This is a genomic window from Sphingosinithalassobacter tenebrarum (assembly GCF_011057975.1).
GTDB classification, from domain to species: Bacteria; Pseudomonadota; Alphaproteobacteria; order Sphingomonadales; family Sphingomonadaceae; genus Sphingomonas; species Sphingomonas tenebrarum.
Genome location: NZ_CP049109.1, coordinates 2,157,940 through 2,178,834 on the forward strand (window position 1 = coordinate 2,157,940; position 20,895 = coordinate 2,178,834).

14 protein-coding genes are annotated in these 20,895 nt (G+C 63.1%); 8 read left to right on the plus strand and 6 right to left on the minus strand.

Translation table 11 applies throughout. The features are described 5' to 3' along the window. The first annotated feature begins 1 nt into the window (after window position 1). From G5C33_RS10700 to G5C33_RS10735, 8 genes are all read left to right on the plus strand, one after another. Window positions 2–439: a hypothetical protein gene (locus G5C33_RS10700; protein WP_165327202.1), complete on the plus strand. Its 438-nt coding sequence runs from the start codon at window positions 2–4 to the stop codon at window positions 437–439. A gap of 13 nt (window positions 440–452) precedes the next feature. After that, window positions 453–893 (plus strand): methylmalonyl-CoA epimerase, encoded by a 441-nt coding sequence (gene mce / locus G5C33_RS10705; RefSeq protein ID WP_165327203.1) that lies wholly within the window; start codon window positions 453–455, stop codon window positions 891–893. A 211-nt stretch (window positions 894–1,104) separates the two neighbouring features. Then, on the plus strand, window positions 1,105–3,246 hold the full coding sequence (scpA, locus tag G5C33_RS10710) for a methylmalonyl-CoA mutase (protein WP_165327204.1): 2,142 nt from the start codon (window positions 1,105–1,107) through the stop codon (window positions 3,244–3,246). An 82-nt stretch (window positions 3,247–3,328) separates the two neighbouring features. Continuing rightward, a complete protein-coding gene (gene bioB, locus G5C33_RS10715) occupies window positions 3,329–4,381 on the plus strand; it encodes a biotin synthase BioB (RefSeq protein ID WP_165327205.1) in 1,053 nt (350 codons plus the stop codon). Window positions 4,382–4,388: 7 nt separating this feature from the next. Beyond that, window positions 4,389–4,859: a hypothetical protein gene (locus G5C33_RS10720; protein WP_165327206.1), complete on the plus strand. Its 471-nt coding sequence runs from the start codon at window positions 4,389–4,391 to the stop codon at window positions 4,857–4,859. Window positions 4,860–4,879: 20 nt separating this feature from the next. Beyond that, on the plus strand, window positions 4,880–6,925 hold the full coding sequence (locus G5C33_RS10725; RefSeq protein WP_165327207.1) for an acetyl-CoA carboxylase biotin carboxylase subunit: 2,046 nt from the start codon (window positions 4,880–4,882) through the stop codon (window positions 6,923–6,925). Then, window positions 6,922–7,950 carry an oxidoreductase gene (locus tag G5C33_RS10730; protein WP_228275031.1) on the plus strand — a complete coding sequence of 343 codons (1,029 nt, stop codon included), beginning with the start codon at window positions 6,922–6,924 and terminating at the stop codon, window positions 7,948–7,950. Before G5C33_RS10725 ends, G5C33_RS10730 begins: the two co-directional genes overlap by 4 nt. A 116-nt stretch (window positions 7,951–8,066) precedes the next feature. Further along, window positions 8,067–9,947, plus strand: a complete 1,881-nt coding sequence (locus tag G5C33_RS10735; RefSeq protein WP_165327208.1) for a sialate O-acetylesterase — start codon at window positions 8,067–8,069, stop codon at window positions 9,945–9,947. Window positions 9,948–9,984: 37 nt separating this feature from the next. On the opposite strand, the gene G5C33_RS10740 is transcribed toward G5C33_RS10735, so the two are convergent. The 6 genes from G5C33_RS10740 to G5C33_RS10765 form a co-directional block, all read right to left on the minus strand. After that, complete coding sequence (locus G5C33_RS10740; protein WP_165327209.1) at window positions 9,985–11,205, minus strand: glycoside hydrolase family 5 protein; 1,221 nt, start codon at window positions 11,203–11,205, stop codon at window positions 9,985–9,987. A gap of 17 nt (window positions 11,206–11,222) precedes the next feature. Then, a complete protein-coding gene (locus G5C33_RS10745; RefSeq protein WP_165327210.1) occupies window positions 11,223–12,875 on the minus strand; it encodes a family 43 glycosylhydrolase in 1,653 nt (550 codons plus the stop codon). 33 nt (window positions 12,876–12,908) lie between these two features. Continuing rightward, window positions 12,909–14,516: a GH39 family glycosyl hydrolase gene (locus G5C33_RS10750; protein WP_323126165.1), complete on the minus strand. Its 1,608-nt coding sequence runs from the start codon at window positions 14,514–14,516 to the stop codon at window positions 12,909–12,911. Further along, window positions 14,500–16,068, minus strand: coding sequence for a tryptophan halogenase family protein (locus tag G5C33_RS10755; RefSeq protein ID WP_165327211.1), 1,569 nt, complete (start codon window positions 16,066–16,068; stop codon window positions 14,500–14,502). Before G5C33_RS10755 ends, G5C33_RS10750 begins: the two co-directional genes overlap by 17 nt. Then, window positions 16,065–17,621 carry a tryptophan halogenase family protein gene (locus G5C33_RS10760; RefSeq protein WP_206518544.1) on the minus strand — a complete coding sequence of 519 codons (1,557 nt, stop codon included), beginning with the start codon at window positions 17,619–17,621 and terminating at the stop codon, window positions 16,065–16,067. Before G5C33_RS10760 ends, G5C33_RS10755 begins: the two co-directional genes overlap by 4 nt. A 61-nt stretch (window positions 17,622–17,682) precedes the next feature. Next, on the minus strand, window positions 17,683–20,655 hold the full coding sequence (locus G5C33_RS10765; RefSeq protein ID WP_206518545.1) for a TonB-dependent receptor: 2,973 nt from the start codon (window positions 20,653–20,655) through the stop codon (window positions 17,683–17,685). Between the last annotated feature and the right edge of the window lie 240 nt (window positions 20,656–20,895).

The following is a 20,895-nucleotide window of genomic DNA, read 5'->3' on the forward strand; positions in this document are numbered from 1 at the left end:
CATGAAATCCCTCATCATTACATTCGCGGCGATTTCTCTCGCAGCTTGTGGCTCCTCACCGAGCGGTAGTCCTAACGAGCAGGCTGCTTCGTCGGTCGGTACGACCCTCATTTACGATATCCCGTCCATGGTTGGGATGAGCAAAGAGGCGATCGATGTGCAATGGGGTGAACCCAATTGCCCGCCAAAGAACTCTTGCGAGTACGGTGACAAGCTGACGGTTTATTTTGTCGAAGGTCGCGCCGCGAACTTCACTTTGCCTCCGGTTGATGACGTTCGTGCATACGGCTTTTCGGTCGGGGCGCCGAGTTTTGAAAACACCGGTGTAACTCGCTGGAATGTGGATATTGGCGGGCTGGGAGCTGAGATCAGCTCCTTCGAAGACAACTTCGTGTACGTAAGCACTGTTAACCCATCGGAAGTGCCGACTTCGTGGTAATTGAGGTGAAAACATGAAACTAGGCCGTCTCAATCATGTCGGCGTCGCCACGCCGGACCTCGACGCCTCGATCGCGCATTATCGCGATATCATGGGCGCGACCGACATTACCGAGCCGTTCGTGCTCGACAGCCAGAAGGTGCGCGTCTGCTTCGTCAATACGCCGGGCGAGAACGGTACTGCGGGGACGCAGATCGAGTTGCTCGAACCCACCGATCCCGACAGCGCGGTCGGCAAGTGGATCGAGAAGAACCCGCTCGGGGGCCAGCATCATATCTGCTACGAAGTGCCCGACATTCACGAGGCGAAGGCGTGGTTCGAGAGCAAGGGCAAGCGCGTCCTCGGCGAACCGCGCATCGGCGCGCACGGCACGCTGATCTTCTTCGTCCACCCCAAGGATATGGGCGGGCAGCTGACCGAGATCATGGAAACGCCGAAGGATGGGGCGCACTGATGCCGAACACCCCGTTTGCTTCGAGCGCAGGTTCGAGCTTGTCGAGAACCGAAGTCGAGAAGGCTGTGATCGGTTAGGGTTCTCGACGGGCGCATCTCGACTTCGCTCGATGCTGCTCGAACCAAGCGGACAGTCGAGAACCGGTTCTCGACAAGCTCGAACCAAACGGGATTTTGATCCTCACGGAATGCGTATTTAGGGACTGGACAGGATGACCGACAAACCCACGCGCGACGACTGGAAGGCGCTGGCCGACAAGGAAGTGAAGGGGCGCGACCTCACCTGGCACACGCCGGAGGGGATCGACGTCAATCCGCTCTACACGGCTGACGATACCGAAGGCTGGGACCCGGGCCTGCCGGGCTTCGCGCCGTACACGCGCGGTGTGAAGGCGTCGATGTATGCCGGGCGCCCCTGGACGATCCGCCAGTACGCCGGTTTCTCGACTGCCGAGGAGTCGAACGCATTCTATCGCCGCAACCTCGCGGCGGGGCAGAAGGGGCTTTCGGTCGCCTTCGATCTCGCCACCCATCGCGGCTATGACAGCGATCATCCGCGCGTGACGGGCGATGTCGGCAAGGCGGGCGTCGCGATCGACAGCGTCGAGGACATGAAGATCCTCTTCGATCAGATCCCGCTCGACCAGATGTCGGTTTCGATGACGATGAACGGCGCGGTGATCCCGTGCCTCGCTTTCTACATCGTCGCCGCCGAGGAACAGGGCGTTTCGCCGGACCAGCTGACGGGCACCATTCAGAACGACATTCTGAAGGAGTTCATGGTCCGCAACACCTATATCTATCCGCCGCAGCCGAGCATGCGGATCATTTCGGACATTTTCGCATATACCGCGAACAACATGCCGAAATTCAACAGTATTTCGATCTCCGGCTATCATATGCAGGAAGCCGGCGCGACGCAGGTGCAGGAGCTTGCCTTCACCATCGCCGACGGCATCGAATATGTGAAATACGGCGTTGCTTCGGGCCTCGATATCGACAAGTTCGCGGGGCGCCTGAGCTTCTTCTTCGCGATCGGCATGAACTTCTTCATGGAAGTGTCGAAGCTGCGCGCCGCGCGCACGCTCTGGTACAATGCGATGACCAAGCTGGGCGCGCAGAGCGATCGTTCGAAGATGCTGCGCACCCACTGCCAGACCTCGGGCGTGTCGCTGACCGAGCAGGACGTTTACAACAACGTTATCCGCACGACCGTTGAGGCGATGGCCGCGATGCTGGGCGGCACCCAGTCGCTCCACACCAACGCGCTCGACGAAGCGATTGCGCTGCCGACCGATTTCTCCGCGCGCATCGCCCGCAACACGCAGATCATCCTGCAGGAAGAGACGGGGATGACGAACGTCGTCGATCCGCTCGGCGGCTCCTATTATGTCGAGGCGCTGACCAGGGATCTGGTCGACAAGGCGCAAGAAATCATCGACCGCGTCGAGGAAGAAGGCGGCATGGCCAAGGCGGTTGCCGCCGGCTGGCCCAAGAAGATGATCGAGGAGGCTTCGGCCGCTCGCGCCGCGCGCGTCGACCGCGGCGACGACACGATCGTCGGCGTCAACAAATATCGCCCGGAGCAGGACGAGGAAATCGAGATCCTCGACGTCGACAACCACAAGGTCCGCCAGTCGCAGATCGCGCGCATCCAGAAGATGAAGGCCGAGCGCGACGAGGCGAAGTGCCGGGCCGCGCTCGATGCGCTGCGCGAAGGTGCCAAGGGCGATGGTAACCTGCTCGCGCTCGCCGTCGATGCCGCACGCGAACGCGCGACGCTGGGCGAGATTTCGTCGGCGATGGAGGACGTGTTCGGCCGTTACGACACCATGCCGACGCCGGTGAAGGGCATCTATGGCGGCGCCTATAAGGACGACCGCAAATGGGCTGCGCTGGAGGAAGGCGTCGAGGCCACCGAACGCCGCCTCGGCCGCAAACCGCGGATGATGGTCGCCAAGATGGGGCAGGACGGGCATGACCGCGGCGCCAATCTGGTCGCCTCGGCATTCGGCGATCTCGGCTTCGACGTCACCGCCGGGCCGCTGTTCCAGACGCCCGAGGAAGCGCTCAAGCTCGCGCTCGAACGTGATGTCGACGTGATCGGCGCGTCGAGCCTCGCGGCGGGCCACAAGACGCTGATCCCCGAGCTGATCAAGCTGCTCGAGGATGCCGGCCGCAGCGATATCAAGGTGATCGCCGGCGGCGTGATCCCGGCCAAGGACTATGATTATCTGCGCGATGCTGGCGTGCAGGCGATCTTCGGACCGGGCACCAATCTGGTCGAGGCCGCCGAGGAAGTGCTGCGCCTGCTCGGCCACAACATGCCGCCGCTGGATGAGGCTGCGGAGTGAACTTGCCTCTTGCGCTCGTCACCCCGAACTCGTTTCAGGGGCCACCGTGCAACATGCTCGGTCTTAGCGAATGGAGGAGTGGATGCTGAAACAAGTTCAGCATGATGAAGGTGTTTACGGTGTCCGTACCGACTGGACCCGCGAGGAAATCGCCGAGCTGTTCAACTTGCCGTTCGGCGAGCTCTTGTTCCGCGCGCAGACCGTGCATCGCGAGCATCATGCGCCCGATCAGGTGCAGCTCTGCACGCTGCTGTCGATCAAGACCGGCGGCTGCCCCGAGGATTGCGGCTATTGCTCGCAATCGGCGCATGCCGACAGCGGCGTGAAGGCAACCAAGCTGATGGACCCGCGCCAGGTGCTGCAGGCGGCGGCGCAGGCGAAGGATGCCGGGTCGCAGCGCTTCTGCATGGGCGCGGCGTGGCGCAATCCCAAGGAGCGCGACATGCCCGCGATCGTCGAGATCGTGAAGGGCGTCCGCGCGATGGGGATGGAAACCTGCATGACGCTCGGCATGCTGACGCCCGACCAGGCGGCGCAGCTCAAGGACGCCGGGCTCGATTATTACAACCACAATATCGACACCTCGCCCGAACGCTATGCCGAGGTGATCACGACGCGCACGTTCGAGGAACGGCTCGATACGCTGAGCAATGTCCGCGACGCTGGGATCAACGTCTGCTCGGGCGGGATCGTCGGCATGGGCGAAAGCCGCAGCGACCGCGTCGGCTTCCTCCATGCGCTCGCGACGCTCGAACGCCATCCCGAAAGCGTGCCGGTCAATGCGCTGGTGCCGGTAAAGGGCACGCCGCTCGGCGACATGCTCGCCGATACGCCGCTCGCCAAGATCGACGATATCGAATTCGTCCGCACCGTCGCGGTGGCGCGCATCACCATGCCGATGAGCATGGTGCGCCTCTCGGCGGGCCGCGAAAGCATGAGCGAGGCGACGCAGGCGCTCTGCTTCATGGCGGGCGCCAATTCGATCTTCACCGGCGACAAGCTGCTGACCGCCGACAATGCCGGCGACGATGCCGACGGCGCGCTGTTCGCGAAGCTGGGGATTACGCCGCTGCAGGGCGAGGAACCGCTGCGCGCTGGGTGCGGCTGCGGCGATATGGTCGACGCGGCGGAGTGAAATTTTGTTGTCCAGCACCCCGGTTTGGCTCGGTATTGGTAATTTCGAAAAGCCGCGCGGTCGTGTGTTGCTCGCTGGATATTTTCGAAAGTGTGAGGGTCAGGGCTGGTTGGCAGATATGTTGAGAATGATGACACTTCTCTGCGTCCTGCTGGCTGGTTGCGCGTCGGAAAATGGCGCTATCTGCGAAGTTCCGAAATCAAACGACTGGAGCAATCCGGGGCCATGTGTTCATCGTCGTGCTTATCAACTCGCCGGCGCGCCGGGTTCGTCTTCGGAAGTCTCAAAGGCTGTGGTCGCTGCGTGCGAAGCCGAAATTGAGAGCTTCGCACAAGCCAACGCCAAGGGGGATGATGCTAAGTCAAAACGGGAAGCTCACGACGAGATCGTAGATTCTGTTCGTGATGTGTTGGAGCGAGATGCGCTGTTCCGGGTCACTCAGGCTCGCGCCGGAAATTGCCAGCCAATCGGGAATTGATAGAGGTTCTAGGAGGGTAAGTGTTCAAGAAAATCCTGATCGCCAATCGCGGCGAAATCGCATGCCGCGTGATGCGGACCGCCAAGCGGATGGGGATCGCCACGGTCGCCGTCTATTCGGACGCCGATGCGCGCGCGCCGCATGTGCTGATGGCCGATGAAGCCGTGCATCTCGGCCCGCCGCCGGCCAGCGAAAGCTATCTGATCGCCGACAAGATCCTCGAAGCCGCCAAGGCGACCGGCGCGGACTGCATCCATCCCGGATATGGCTTTCTGTCCGAGCGCGAGAGCTTCGCCAGGGCATGCGCCGACGCCGGCATCGCTTTTGTCGGCCCGCCGCCCAAGGCCATCGCCGCGATGGGCGACAAGATCGAATCGAAGAAGCTCGCCAAGGAAGCCGGCGTCAATGTCGTCCCCGGCTTTGTCGGCGAAATCCGCGACACCGATCATGCCGTCGAGATTTCGAACGACATCGGCTATCCGGTGATGATGAAGGCCTCGGCCGGCGGTGGCGGCAAGGGGATGCGGCTCGCCTGGTCCGAACAGGATGTCCGCGAAGGCTTTGAAGCCACCAAGCGCGAAGGCCTTGCCAGCTTCGGCGACGACCGCGTCTTCATCGAGAAGTTCATCGAAAGCCCGCGCCATATCGAGATCCAGGTGCTCGGCGACCAGCACGGCAATGTCCTGTATCTGGGTGAGCGCGAATGCTCGATCCAGCGCCGCCACCAGAAGGTGGTCGAGGAAGCCCCGTCGCCCTTCGTCGACGAAGCGATGCGCAAGAAGATGGGCGAACAGGCCGTCGCGCTGTCCAAGGCGGTGGGCTATTTCAGCGCGGGCACGGTCGAGCTGATCGTATCGGGCGCCGACAAGACCGGCGAGAGCTTCTACTTCCTCGAAATGAACACCCGGCTTCAGGTGGAGCATCCGGTCACCGAATGCATCACCGGGCTCGATCTGGTCGAACAGATGATCCGTGTCGCGGCGGGCGAGAAGCTCGCTTTCGGTCAGGACGATGTGAAGCTCAACGGCTGGGCGATCGAGAACCGTGTCTATGCCGAGGACCCCTATCGCGGCTTCCTGCCCTCGACCGGGCGCCTCGTCCGCTATCAGCCGCCCGCCGCGACCGAGACCGATTATTCGCATCCGTTCGAAGCGACGCCCGACCAGAAGGGTTATATCCGCGTCGATGACGGCGTCACCGAAGGTGGCGAAGTTTCGATGTTCTACGATCCGATGATCGCCAAGCTCGTCACCTGGGCGCCGACGCGGGACGAAGCCGCCGATCTTCAGATCGCGGCGCTCGACCGCTTTCGGATCGAAGGGGGCGGCAACAATATCGATTTCGTTTCGGCGATCATGCAGCATCAGCGCTTCCGCGACGGTGCGCTGACCACTGGCTTCATCGCCGAGGAATATCCCGAGGGCTTTCAGGGCGCCGCGACTTCGCCCGAACTGCTGCGCAAGCTGGCGGCAGTGGCGATGGTGGTCGATCTGGCGCAGGCGCAGCGCGCCGCGTCGATCTCCGGCCAGCTTGCCGAAGGTTCGGTCAAGCTCTCGCCCGAGCGCGTCGTGCTGATCGACGGTGAGCGTTTCGAGCTGTCGCTGGTGGGCAGCGACGGTGGTTTGCTGATCGAACATGGCGGCGACCAGCCGTACGACATTGTCGGTAACTGGCACCCCGGCCAGCCGCTCTTCGCCGCGACGATCGACAATGAACCGCTTTCGGTGGGGATCAAGCCGGTGCGCGCGGGGTGGAGGTTGACCGCGCACGGCGCGAGCCATGTCGCCAGGGTCTACAGCCCGCGCATCGCCGAGCTTTCCGAGCATATGATCGAAAAGATCCCGCCGGACATGAGCAAGTTCCTGCTCTGCCCGATGCCGGGTCTGCTGACGGCGCTGCATGTTGAAGTCGGCGACAAGGTGGAGGCGGGGCAGCCGCTTGCGGTGGTCGAGGCGATGAAGATGGAAAATATCCTGCGCGCCGAGAAGTCCGCGGTGGTGAAGGCTGCCAATTTCGCGCCGGGCGACAGCCTCGCGGTCGACGCGGCGATCCTCGAATTCGAGTGACCGTCTATACCGGCCTGATCGGGTTCGGGCTCGCAGGCTCGGCCTTTCATGCCCCCATGATTGCGGCGGCGGAGGGATTGCATCTCTCTGCCGTCGCTACCTCGCGCGCCGATGCTGTGAAGGCGGCGTGGCCGGATGCTGCCGTGACCACGCCGGAGGCATTGATCGCCGATCCGGCGATCGATTTGGTGGTGATTGCCACGCCCAATGACAGCCACGCCTCGCTGGCGCGAGCCGCGCTGGAAGCGGGCAAGCATGTCGTGGTCGACAAGCCGTTCGTTCTCGATATCAGGGATGGCGAACAAATCATTGCACTTGCTGCGGAAAAAGGATGTTTGCTTAGCGTCTATCAGAACCGGCGCTATGACGACGATTTCCTGACGCTGGCACATATGCTCGCCAACGACAGGGTGGGTGAAGTCAGCCTTTTCGAATCGCGGTGGGACAAGCTGCGCACGGCGATCAAGCCGGGATGGCGCGAACAGCCGGGCCCCGGTGCGGGCCTCCTTGCCGATCTCGGCCCGCATCTCATCGATCAGGCGCTGCGCCTGTTCGGGATGCCCGATGCGCTGACCGCCGACATCGCGATCCAGCGCCCGGAAGCGCGGGTGGACGACTATTTCGAACTGACGCTGCATTATGGCGCGATGCGCGCGATCCTGTCGGCCTCGACGCTCGTGGCCAGGCCGCGCCCGCGCTTCGCGCTGCATGGGACGGCAGGCAGCCTGTTCAGCCACGGTCTCGACCCGCAGGAGGCCAGTCTGCGCGCCGGGCTGAAGCCCGATACGCAAGGTTTCGCGCAACGTGCCGAGCACGAGGCGAGCGCGACTTTGTTTACCGGCGACGGTGACGCGATTGAAGTGCGCTATTTTCGGGGCAACTACGCCGCCTTCTATGCCGACATGGCCGATGCTATCACAAAGGGCCATGAACCGCCGGTCGATCCGGCCGATGCGCTGGCGGTGATGCGGCTGATCGCCTTGGCCCGGCAGAGCGCGAAGACGGGCGCGCGGATCGCCTGCTGATATCCCATGCGGATCGGTAGACGTCTCCTACAAGGACCATCCGCACCGTCCTTGCTTTTGGCACTTCAGGCAAGCATGGTAGCGCTATCCAAACCAAAATCCTATAGGAGAACGGCGTGACGCGAACGGCATTGGCCCTGGCATCGAGCATGATTGCATTGAGCGCGGTGCCGGCCTCGGCACAGGATTTGCGGCTCGATCCGATTTTCTCCGACAATATGGTTCTGCAGCGCGGACGCGATTTTCCGGTCTCCGGCATCGCGATGCCCGGTGCGCGCGTGACGGTTGCGCTCGATGGCGCAACGCCGGTTGTAACCCGCGCAGATGCAAACGGAGCTTGGCGCGCGATGTTGCCGGCGCACAGCGCGCGCGAAGGCGCGACGCTTGCCGTGCGTTCGGGCGACGGCATGCTGGAACTTACCAATGTCGCGATCGGCGATGTCTTCCTCTGTTCGGGGCAGTCGAACATGGAATTCACGCTGAGCCACGCGACCAATGCGAACGTCTCCGTGGCACAGAGCGCCGACCCCGACCTGCGGCTGTTCAACGTCCCGCGCCAGACGAGCACAACGCCGCAAAGCGAATTCGGGGCACCCGTCGCCTGGGAGGTCTCCGGGCCGGACAGCACGCCCGATTTCTCAGCCACCTGCTATTTCATGGGTGCGCATCTGCGCGAAACCCGGGATGTTCCGGTGGGGCTGATCGCCGCGTCCTGGGGCGGCTCGATCATTCAGGACTGGCTGAGCCGCGACGGGCTGATGAGCAACGGCGGCTATGCCGATGGGTTGGCGCTGCTGGCATTGCGCGGTCGCGATCCCGATGCCGCGCAACGGCAATGGGCCGATCAGGCCGAAAGCTATTTCGGACGCGCCACGGCAGAACTCGGGGAACCAGTGACCGCTGACGTCCACAATTTCTGGGAAGAATGGGGCGAGGACCTGCACAGCTATGACGGTACCGGTGTCTATTCGACTCGCGTCACGCTAACCGCCGATCAGGCTGCGCATGCGCGGACCATCTATCTCGGTGCAGTCGACGACATTGACCAGACGCTGGTCAACGGCACGCCGGTCGGCGCGACGATCGGTTGGAATGTCCAACGTGTCTATGATCTTCCGGCAGATGTGCTTCATGCCGGCGAAAACCGGATCGAACTGCGCGCGATCGACACCGGCGGCGGTGGCGGCATGTGGGGCGTCGCGCCGCTGCGGATCGCGCTAGACAATGGCGAGACGGTGTCGCTCGAAGGCGAGTGGCAGTTCCGCCGCGGACTTTCGACCGGCGAGGCGGGGCCGGCGCCTGCCGTTCCCTGGATCGGCGGGAATGGCCTGACGACGCTTTACAACGGCATGATCGCGCCGATCGGACGGATCCCGCTTGCGGGTATCTCCTGGTATCAGGGCGAGGCGAATGTTGCCGACGCCGAGGGCTATCGCACGCTGCTGACCTCGCTGATGGCAGACTGGCGCGCGCGGTTTTCGACCGAACGGTTCGCGGTCGTTCAGCTTGCCGACTTCGGGCGGATGCGGAGCGGGCCGGTCGAATCCGACTGGGCCGAACTACGCGAGGCGCAGCGGAGCGTGGTCGACGCCGATGATGCGGCGGGGCTGGCGGTCGCCATCGATATCGGGCAGCCGGGTGATATTCATCCCACCAACAAGCAGGATGTCGGACTGCGGCTCGCTCTGGCGATGGACGGCGCGAACAATGCGGCGTTGCCGGTTGCCACGCGACAGGGCGACAGCGTTCGGCTGACTTTCGATCGTCCGCTTCAGGTGATCGGTGACGCGCGCCCGGTGGGGTTCGAGGCGTGCGCGGCAAACGGGTGCCGCTATGTATCCGCGCGCATGGCGGCGGGGGACACCGTGGCCTTCGACGTCCGCCCCGACGAGACGCGTGTCCGCTATCTGTGGGCCGACAGCCCGATCACCAATCTCTACGACGGTGACATGCTGCCGGTCACACCGTTCGAAATGCCAATACCGCGCCGGCGTTAAAGGGGGCGCCGGCGCAGGCGGAGGAGGGGCCGAACCCCTATTCGACGGGCTTTTTAAGCCCCTCCTTCGTCCCCTCGGTGATCACCGCCGCCGTCGCCGGATAGGCGAGTTGCGCGCGGCCGCGGTTGAACAGACCGCTATTGTGATTGCTGGTATAGCCATTGTCCCAGTACATCGGAATCAGGCCATGCCGCACCGCCGAATAGGTGATGTAGAGATCCCAGTAATTGCGGTATTTCTGTTCCCGGTCGCGATCTTCGCGCAGGCTGGAGGCATATTCTCCCAGGATCACCGGCACACCGTTGTCGATGAACGTCCGTTTTACCTTCGCGAACTGCGCGTCTGCATAGGCTTCGTCGAAACCAGGCACTGTCGCGCTGCGATCGGTCGCAATCGCGCCCCATTGCCATTTGTCGCTCTTGGTATCGAGCGTGAAGTCATAGGGGTCGTAATAATGGACTTCCATCATCAGCCGGTCGCTGGCGCTGTCGGTCGGCAGCTCGGCGTTGCAGGCGATGGTCCAGTCGATGTTGGTGTTATAACCCTGCACGACCAGCCAGCGTGTCGCATTCGCGCCTCCGGTCGCGCGCACGGTGTCGACGAAGATCTGGTTGAAGCCGTTCTGCACCTCGCAATTCTCGTCGGTCGGCGCGGTATAGACATCCGTCACCATCACTTCGTTGGTTCCCGCGAACAGGACATGATCGTCGGCGTCGCGGAACGCCGTCGCGATCTGCGTCCAATAGTTGGCGAGCTTGGCATCGACCGCTTCACGACCTTCATAGACAGGCTGCAGCCAGCCGCCGTCCCAATGGACGTTGATCAGCACATAGAGCCCGGCATTTCGGGCGTACCCGACGACTTCCTTCACCCGCGCCATCCAGGCCGGGCTGATATTGCCGTTCCGATCGGCATATTGATCCCAGGACAGGGGGATGCGCACGCTCTTGAACCCGGCTTCCGCCACGGCGTCCATCATTTCCTGTGTGACCGGCGGATTGCCCCAGGCTGTTTCCTGCGAACTGGAAAAGGGGCCTGGTCCGTTGCCGATCGCTTCGAGCGTGTTGCCGAGATTCCATCCCGGCGACATCGCCTCGAGCATAGCGCGTCCATCGGCGGCAGAGGGCGCCTGCGAAGGCGCGTCCTGCGCGAATGCGACCGGCGCAGTCGCTCCGGCAATCGTTATTGCAGCGCCTATCAAGCACGCGCGTCGGGTCATCCGCTTGAACGCGGACCGATGGTTCTTCAGGCTGTTCATGTCTCTCTCCGCTTCGCTTAGTCGCTGTCGCGACCGCAGGGCAGTGCGCGATATTGCAGGTCCCGGAATGTCGCGCGCCCGTCGCCGGCCGCGTAGAAACCGGGGCGCAGGCTCAGAAAGCCGTCGGCGACATTGTGGTTATAGCCGGCGACTTCGAACGAGCGCTCCTTGGTCCAGTCTCCGTCGCCGATCTTGTAAAAGAAGGTGACGACGTTGGCCTCGTTGACCAGATTCATCTGCATCCGCCTGGCCTCGGTGGGGATGCCGCCGGGCCAGCGTTCCTTGTTGCCGATGCGATAGGCCTGGATCGCGCCCGATCCCACACCGATGCCGCAGAACAGCTTGTCGTTGTAGAAGAGGATCAGGCCGGCTTCGGCGCCGCCCGAAATCTCGACATCGACGGTCACTTCATACGAACGGTCGCCGGTCGCGAAGAGGATCGGCGAGCAATCCGCCGGACCGGTCCCCTGGCCGTCGACGCGCATCGTGCCGTCGGCGATGCGAACGCGGCTCAGATAATCGCCCAGCGGTGCGAAAACGGAGAGCTTCTTGTCGAACGCATCGTCGGTGAAGCCCGACAGCGCGATTCCGTGGGGACCTGCCGGCACGCCCTTCGGCTTGGCGAGCGGGCGCGCGAGATCGCCGCCCAGCGCGCGCGGCCAGCCATCGGCGGTCCATTCGAACGGTTCGAGCAGCATCTGGCGCCCGAGCGTGCGGAAGCCGTTTTCATAGCCGTGATAGACCATCCACCACTGGCCGCCGGGCCCTTCGACAAACGTCGCGTGGCCGCGCGACCACCAGGGTTCGTAGCGGCTTTCGGTGCGGACGATCGGATTGTGCGGGCAGTTTTCCCACGGCCCGTTGATCGAGCGCGACCGCGCGACGACGACCATGTGGCTGGTCGGCGGGCCGGCCGTGCCGCCCTGACCCGACACCATGTAGAACCAGCCATTGTGGCGCAGCAACTTCGGCCCTTCGAGCGCGAAGCCTTCGATCACCCACTCTTCGGGGATGGGCCAGCCATTATAGACATGCTCGACTTCACCGTCGGCACGCAGCCCGTCATCGGTCAGCTTCACGCGGTTGCCGCCGTTGAAGAACAGATAGCGCTTGCCGTCCTCGCCGACGCAATGACCAGGGTCGATCATGTTGTCGATGTGCATGTCGATCGGCTCGCTCCACGGGCCGGCCATGCTGTCCGCGTGAATCACCCATGTCTTGATCCCGCGCACCGAATCCTCGGGATCGAGCGCGGGGATGTAAATATAATAGCGGCCGTCATGCTTGGCGATGTCGAGCGCCCAGACGATGCCGATATAGGTCTTGAGCGGCGAAGTGAGCGGAGTCCAGTTCACCAGATCGCGCGAATGCCAAATCGGCACGCCTGGATAATATTGGAACGAAGAAAAGGCGGCATAATAATCGTCGCCGTCCTTGAGGACATTGGGATCGGGGCGATCGCCCGCGATCACCGGGTTCAGGTAGCGCCCATCGCCCAGATCCGCCTTGCGCTGGCCTTCGATACCGCGCGGCCAGGGGAGGTTGGGCGCACCGCAGCCACCGCCAAGCGGCGCGGCCTTTGCCGGCGCCGCATTGGCGCCGCCAGGCAGCGTCATCCCGCCCGCTGCGGTGAGGGCGAGGATCATGGCTTCGCGGCGGGTCGGTTCCATACGCTTTCCTTTACGCTGTCGTTTCGTACGTGCTTATTCGGCCGCGACGGCCACGAGTTCGGCCAATACAACGTCGTTGGCGCGCATCGGCACGGTGACGGCAAAGCTGCCGTCCTCGCCCACGCTGACGGTCTCTTCGCGCTCGGGTTCGTCCTGCGCCTGAGCCTGCAGCCGCGCGAGTTGTGACGGCGTCAGCTCGTCGGGTGACCCCATTTCGAGATAGGCGGTATGCGCGTCATTGGCGTGCAGGCCGACGCGACGGATGGTCAGGCGATAGTCGCCCGGCATCAGGCCGGTGAAACGAAGTTCCGCGGGCTTGCTGTCCGCCGTGGGAAGCACCGTGGTGTAGAACGGGCGATTGCTCTCTTCCTGCTCGGGCCGCTGCCAGTCCCAGACGAGTACATGCGCGCCGCCGTCCTCGCTCGTAGCCATCGCCTGCGTGTCGCCGGTTGCGATTTCGCCGCCTTCGAGCTCGCCGAGATATTTGAACGCGAAATAGGCCGGCTTGCGGATGCCCTCGCGGTTCATCAGGCCGAAGCCGCCGTGAAAGGGCGTGGGGGGCGGACCGGGCTCTTCGAACAGGTCGCTATAGGCCCAGTAGCTCATTCCCTGCGCCATCCCGCTCACACCGCGCAGCTTGGTCAGGATATAGGCGGCGCTGATATAGCTGTCGTGCACCGGGTCGCGCGGGTTGTAGCTGGTGCTCCATTCGGTGATGAACAGCGGGATACCGGGATAAGGCGATTCCGCGATCTCCTGCCGCACCTTGCGCACGTCCTGCACGACTGCGTCGGGATTGCGCGACAGGCGATTGTCGTCATGCCCCATTTCGTCGAGAAAGCCGCCATCGACGCCATAGGTGTGCGTGGCGATGAAATCGACCGGCAGACCACGTTCGTGCGCGAAGGCCGTGAATTCGGGCACCCAGGCCGCGCCTGCAGTCGCCGGGCCGCCGACGCGCAGTTGCGGGTCGATTGCCTTGATGGCGCGCGCGGTGACATCATAAAGCTCGAAATATGCCTGCTGATCGGCATTTTCCCAGAAGCCGTCGAGATTGGGCTCGTTCCACAGCTCGAAATACCAGCTGCGCACTTCCTCCTGTCCGTAGCGCTCGATTAGATGGCGGACGAACGCGTCGACCAGATCGCGCCAGGGCCCATGCTGCGGATGCGAGGTATTGCCCTTCCAGTAGAAGATCGTCTGGTCGGACGTCTTCATCGCCTCGGGCGTATAGCCGAGTTCGACGAACGGCTTGATCCCCATGCCGAGCATCGCGTCATAGAGCTCGTCAATCTTCGTCCAGTCATAGACATACTGGCCGTCGACCAGCTTCACCGTGCCCAGATCATCGTGAAAGATGGCGTGGAAGCGCATGTAGCGAAAGCCGATCTCGTCGGCGACCGTGCGCAGCTGTGCGAGATTCTCGGGCCGCAAATTGGTGCCGGCATAATCGGCGCCGACCGAGAAGGTGTACATCGGGTCGATCGGATCGCCTGCGGTTGCCATATCGACGGCGATGCGGCGAACGCCCTCCCCATCTTCCTGGGCATGGGCGGGGAGGGCGGACGCCATCGCGGCGCCCAGGGCGAGCGTCGCGAAAGCGGAGGAGAGGGTGCGCATCGGGCTATGAAACTGGAGCAAATTGTCCCCCTTGCATGGAATGGCGGTTCTCAGGCGCGGCACAGTGGCGCGCGACGAACTCCTGGTGGGCGGGCATGGCTTCGGCGGTCTGCGCGATCACGCCGCGCAGATGCGCCATGAAACGCGTCGTTTCATCGACCGGCAGTGTAGCGACCAGGGGATCGGCGGCGTGCGGAATGACATTTTGGCCGAGCAGCACGGCGATCCAGCTCTCAATGGTGAAGAGCGAGTTATGCGCCGGAAAGAACCGCCCCTTTTCACGCCAGAGTGCCAGCTTTTCCGCGAGGCTGTCCGGGATTTCCATCGTCCGAACGTGATTCCAGAAGTCGGAATCGTTGCGGTTGGTGGCATGATAATGGAGGATGATGAAGTCGCGGACGTGCTCATATTCCTCGACGAGCCAGTGGTTGTACGCGTCGATCTCGCGGGGATTGAAACCCGTGTCCGGGAAGAGCGCCATCAGGCGAAAGATGCCTGACTGGATAAGGTGGATGCTGGTCGATTCAAGCGGTTCGATGAACCCGCCCGACAGGCCGATCGCGACGCAGTTCTTTTCCCACAGCTTTTCGCGGCGCCCGGCGGTGAAGCGCAGCGTACGCGGGTCGGCGATCGACTTGGCGTCGAGCCCGTCGAGAAGCTTCTGCAACGCCGTCTCATCGTCGACATGCGCCGAGGAGAAGACATGGCCGTTGCCGACGCGATGCTGCAGCGGAATCCGCCAGCGCCAGCCGGAGGCTTCTGCGCTCGATCGCGTATAGGGGATGGGCGGGCCGGCATGTTCACTGGGGATCGCGATCGCACTGTCGCAGGGTAGCCAGTGCTGCCAGCTGCGATAGGGTATGCCGAGCGTCTGCCCGAGAAGCAGCGAACGAAAACCGCTGCAGTCGACAAAGAACTCGCCTTCGATCCGACGCCCGTCCTCGAGCACGACCGCGCTGATGTCGCCGCTTTCGGGGGCCTGCTCGACCGTTCCGATCTTGCCTTCGATCCGAACAACGCCGTTCGCTTCGGCGTAGCTGCGCAGATATTTCGCATAGAGCCCGGCATCGAGGTGATAGGCGTAGGAAAGCGAGGAGAGCACTGCGTCCGCCTTGGCCGCCGGCTTCGCGAACCTTCCGCGGCGCGCCGCCGCGATGGCGATCGCATAATCATCGATCGGCCCGGGATCGTTTGCCGGATCGTTCAACAGATGCTGGCGCAGCCATATCTGGTGAAAATCAATGCCGAACATCGAACGACCATATTTGCCGAACGGGTGGATATAGCGGTCGCCCGCCTTGCCCCAGTCGACGAATTCGATGCCGAGCTTGAAGGTGCCCTGCGTCGCCGCGACGAATTCGTCTTCGGCTATGCCGATCGCCGCGTTGAAATCGTGCAGCGAGGGGATCGTCGCCTCGCCGACACCCACCGTGCCGATCGCTTCGGATTCGACCAGAGTGACCGACACGCCCGCCCCGGTGAGGCGGGAGACGGCCGCCGCGGTCATCCAGCCGGCAGTGCCGCCGCCGACGATCACCAGCTTGCGGATCGGCGGATGAGACGCGCCGCTCATGCCGCGCGGCCCTGACCGAAGCGCGCGTTCTGCGCATGGCGCAGCAAGTCCCTGTTGGTCGGAAGCTGCTGCAGCGCATAGTCGCCATGCTGGCGGATCGTGGCGAATGCGGCCCTGGCTTCGTTGCCCAGGCGGAAGACAGGCGCCTTGGCCGACAGGTCGGTCTTCCAGCCCATGCCGTAGAGGACATATTGCCAGCTCGGCGCGCCGAAAATGTCGATATTCGGATCGAAATCGAGTTCGTTGGGCGGGCGGAAACGCCAGCGGTCGAGCAGTTCCATCAGGCTGTCCGGCGTGGTTTCAGGGCGCACATTGTCGCGCCAGAAGTCGCTGTCGCGCCGCTGGCTCAGGAAATAGTGCATCTTGATGAAGTCGCGAGCGCGTTCGTACCGCGCACGCAGATTTGCGTTGTACTGCCGCGCCGAGGTTTCGAAGTCGCCGCCCCAGGGGAAGAGATTGGCGACGAGCTGCGCGGCAATTTCCGAAAAGACGATGCCGGTCGCTTCGAGCGGTTCGAAGAAGCCGCTCGACAATCCGATTGCGACACAGTTCTTGTGCCAGTTCGTCTCGCGATAGCCTGCGTCGAAACGGAAGCTGCGCGTCTCCAGCTTTTCGCCCGCCGGCCCCGCATAGGCGCGCAGTGCGGCTTCGGCGGCATCGGCATCGGTATGCGCGGACGAGAAGACGTGACCGACGCCGCGGCGAGAGCCGAGCGCGATGTCCCAGATCCAGCCTGATTGCTGGGCGGTCGAAACCGTATAGGAAGCGATCGGCGCGTCGGGACTGTCGTACGGGATCTGCATGGCGATGGCGCTGTCGCAGAACAACGTGTCGCGGCACGACGTCCAGGGCTGCCCCAGTGCCTTGCCGATCAGCTCGGCACGAAAGCCGGTGCAGTCGATATAGAGGTCGGCGGTCAGTACGCCGTTTTCCGCTGTCCGCACGCCCGCGATCGCTCCATCGTCGGAGAGTGCCACTTCGCTGACAGTGTCGGCGATGTGGCGCACGCTATTCGCGATCGCCTGTTCGCGCAGCAAGACGGCAAGCGCCTTGGCGTCGAAATGATAGGCGTAGTTGAGCGGGCCGACGAAATCGGAGTGGCTGGGCAATTTGGGGCCGCGACATGCGTCACCCGCGCGCTTTTGCGGCGTGGCGGCTTCGTCCCAGCGCGCATCGCCGGCCATGCCGAGCAGCCAGTAGGGGAGGAGTTCGGGGCCGTTCTGATCGTCGGCCGTCTGAAATCCGTGAAGATAATGATCGCTGGCGGCAGTTCCCGGCTCGGCCTGCCAGTGAACGAACTTGGCGCCCTGTTTGAAGGATGCGTCACAGCGCCGGATCAAGTCGGCTTCGTCGATGCCGATGCGCGCCAGCGTCTTGCGGATTGTCGGGAAGGTACCTTCGCCGACGCCCAATATTCCGATATCGGGCGACTCCACAAGCGTGACGGAGACACCGCCCGGCCGTTCCGCGCCTAGCATCTTCGCCAGATAGCCTGCGGTGATCCAACCGGCGGTTCCGCCGCCGACGATGAGAATATTGCGCGCCACGGTCATCCGATCGCCTGTGTAAAAAGGGGGAGGGCCGCACATGCGAGCCTCCCCCGAATTAGCGCAATCAGAAGGCGACGTTAACGCCGACCTTCACCCGCCGGTCGCTCTGGAACCAGCTACGGGTATAGAGCGAACCGTTCGGATACCCGCCCATCAGCGTCTTCTGGGTGGCGTTCGTCAGGTTCGTCCCCTGGATGGTGAACGAGAACGCTTCCGTCACCCGGAAGGTCACGCCGGCGTCGAGCGAGCCGTAGGAAGAGCCATAGACCGGCAGCGCCAGCTGGATCTCTTCCACCGGTGCACCCGGCGCCGGATAATAGTTGAACAGCGGGTTGGTGCCGTTCGAATTGGTCGACTGCAGGTACTTCGAACGCCAGCTATAGGCGACGCGGAACGAGATCGGGTCGTGCTCGTACAGGAAAGCCACGTTGAAGTTGTGGCGCGAAAGGCCCTGCAACGGCGCATCGTCCTGAACATTGCCGAGGATGTCGCGATAGATATCACCCGGGTTGGCGCTGTCGATGAACGTATAGTTCGCCTCCAGCCCGATGCCGTTGAGCCATCCCGGCAGCGAGTCGAGGAACACGCGCCCGCCGACCTCGACGCCCTTGACGGTCGCCGCTTCCTCGGAATTGCGGACGGCGTTTGAAGTCGCCATCGTGTCCTCGGTGGTGCCGTCGTTGTAGTAGATGGTCACCGGACGCTGCTGGATCGCGTAGATCGGCAGATTGGTGAGGCGCTTGTAGAAGCCGGCGATGTGGAACGTGGTGCCGGGACGCGGATACCATTCGAACGACAGGTCGAAATTGTTCGACATGGTCGGTTCGAGGTCGGGAGCGCCCTGGGTGGTGGTGAACCGGTTGAAGATACCCGGATCGCCCGCCACGGGATTTGCGGTCGTCGCGACACCGACTTCGCCCGCGGCGCTGAGCGCCTGGAACGAGGCGTTGTCCATCGTGATGTTATAGGCACCACGAACGCGGATCTTGTCATCCGGCGCATAGATCACGTTGATCGCGGGCAGGAAGCGCGTGAAGTTGCCCCCACCCTCGCGCGGCGTGATCACTTCGGCCAGCGTCACGGTCTGCCCGTTGCGGATATAGGTGTTCGAAAGCTGACGGATCACGCCCTGGCTTTCATTTTTCACGTTGACCACGCGAACGCCGACATTGCCCGACAAATTGCCGTCCCCGAGCGGCGTATCATAGGTGGTCATGATATAGCCGGCGAGCGTGCGGGTGGAGAAGTCGCGCTGATCGTTCGGCAGCAGGAAGCCCGACTGGCGATAGTCGCTGCCGCCGTAACCGGACTGCGGAAGCGGGCCTGAGGGCACGCAGTAATAGGGGTCGGCGCAGAAGCCGGCCGGCGGCGAGCGGTGCAGCAGATCGACGTCGAGCGTACCCGCCAGCGCGAGGCTGGGATAATAGACCTGGCCGGGCAGCGCGATCGCGCCGCGGAAGAAGTCCTTATAGGGGTGTAGCTCGGAATCGCCCGGCGCCGAGTTGACGAAGGTCAGCTGCGGATCGCCGTTCCAGCCGCGACCAAGCGCGGCCCAGGCATAGCCGTTGTTGAAATCGCGCTCGGTACGGTTCGACCAGCGACCACCGACCTTCACCTTGCGGAAAAAGCTGGAGTCGACATCATATTCGATGTCGAGCGCGGCCGAATCCATCTTGCCGGTATTGTCTTCGTTGTGCGGCATCGCCGCCGTCCAGAGATAGCGCGACTGATCGTCATACTGCGCCTGACCAAATCCGCCGGGCACGGTCACGCTCGGCAGATCGCCGGTCAGATCGAGGCCATATCCGGTCGGACCGGAAAAGTCGCGGAACACCGAAAGGCTGTTGGCCTCGGAGGTCGAGAAGATGTGCTGATAGCTGCCGCGAATGGCGACGCGCGAATCCGCGGGTGCCCAAGCAAAGGCGATCGACATGTCCTGCGTCTTGGTGCGGGTCTTGTTGACGCCGGTCGTGCCACCCTGGGTGATTGCACCACCGGTCGGATTGAACGTCGCCGGATCCCGCAGATACAGGTTCGGAGTCGAAACCAGCACACCGTTCGAATCGAACTGGCTCTGGGTCGGGTCGACGGCGAAGGTCTGCTGCGCGACGATTTCCGCCCATTCGTCGCCGCGGTTGCGATAGCGCGACTGGAAAAAGATGCCGGTGAAGGTCAGGTCGTCATTGGGTGCCCACTGTGCGGCGGCGTAGATACCGTCGCGCTTGCGCTGGAATGCCTGCTCACCATAGTCGAAACCGCCGGGGACGAAGTAATCGTCGCCCTGCAGCGTGGTGAGGAAATAGGGCTCGATACGGAAGAATTGCGAGCGCGACGTAAGCTGGCTGTATGCACCATCGACCAGAAGGCCGACTTCGCCGATCGGCGTGTCCCAATGGCCCGCGATCAGGCCCGAAACCGAATAATCGGCTTCGTCGGCCAGGTCGCCGACACTGACATCGGCAGAACCGGCGGCATGAAGGCCCATGTCGAAATCGAACGGCAATTTGGTGCGCAGGTCGACGCTGCCGCCCGTGCCGCCTTCGATCTGATCGGCGGAAGACGATTTATAGACGTCGACGGCCTGCATCAGTTCGGGTGTGACATCACCCCAAAGCAGCGAACGGCCGGCATTGGCGCTGAAGATTTCGCGACCGTTGAGACGCGATGCGACGCCCGAAAGCCCGCGGACCTGAATGCCCGATCCCTCGACCGAAAAATGGTCGGGATCGTTGAGAGCGGAGAAGCGAACGATGGTGACGCCCGAGACACGCTGCAGCACTTCGGTGATCGAATTGTCGGGCAGCTTGCCAGCATCGTCGGCGACGACCGAATCGATGATCGTATCGGCGTTCTTCTTGCGCTCGTCGGCCGACTGAAGCGCTTCGCGGCGACCCGTGACGACGATTTCCTCGCCCATGATCAGATCGTCGCCGGTCTGCGCGCTGGCGTCCTGGTCAGCGGCGGCGTCCTGCGCCCAGGCGGGGGCGGCGGTGCCCATCGCGATGATGGCGAGCAGCGACGCGCCGCTCGCGGTCATGGCGCGACGGCGCGCATGACGATCAGACAAAAACTTTCTCATACCGTCCTCCCCAAAGGTTTATGGTAACGCTATCACAATTATGCGCAGCGAGTTGCCCCATGTCTTAAAAGCTGAACGTGATTGCGTCCAGTAAGAATCGTTGCTGCAGCTGCTATATCACGAGGTTATGGGCCATACTGTACCAAATTCGGGCGTTTCCGAAGGCCTGTCGCTGTATCGAAAAACGAGTCGCCAGAC

Excerpts from the sequence above, each read along its gene's own strand:
- G5C33_RS10765 (WP_206518545.1), bottom strand. The coding sequence starts at position 20,655 with ATGACCGCGAGCGGCGCGTCGCTGCTCGCCATCATCGCGATGGGCACC.
- G5C33_RS10745 (WP_165327210.1), bottom strand. The coding sequence starts at position 12,875 with ATGGAACCGACCCGCCGCGAAGCCATGATCCTCGCCCTCACCGCAGCG.
- mce (WP_165327203.1), top strand. The coding sequence starts at position 453 with ATGAAACTAGGCCGTCTCAATCATGTCGGCGTCGCCACGCCGGACCTC.
- G5C33_RS10755 (WP_165327211.1), bottom strand. The coding sequence starts at position 16,068 with ATGAGCGGCGCGTCTCATCCGCCGATCCGCAAGCTGGTGATCGTCGGC.
- scpA (WP_165327204.1), top strand. The coding sequence starts at position 1,105 with ATGACCGACAAACCCACGCGCGACGACTGGAAGGCGCTGGCCGACAAG.
- G5C33_RS10700 (WP_165327202.1), top strand. The coding sequence starts at position 2 with ATGAAATCCCTCATCATTACATTCGCGGCGATTTCTCTCGCAGCTTGT.
- bioB (WP_165327205.1), top strand. The coding sequence starts at position 3,329 with ATGCTGAAACAAGTTCAGCATGATGAAGGTGTTTACGGTGTCCGTACC.
- G5C33_RS10760 (WP_206518544.1), bottom strand. The coding sequence starts at position 17,621 with ATGACCGTGGCGCGCAATATTCTCATCGTCGGCGGCGGAACCGCCGGT.
- G5C33_RS10740 (WP_165327209.1), bottom strand. The coding sequence starts at position 11,205 with ATGAACAGCCTGAAGAACCATCGGTCCGCGTTCAAGCGGATGACCCGA.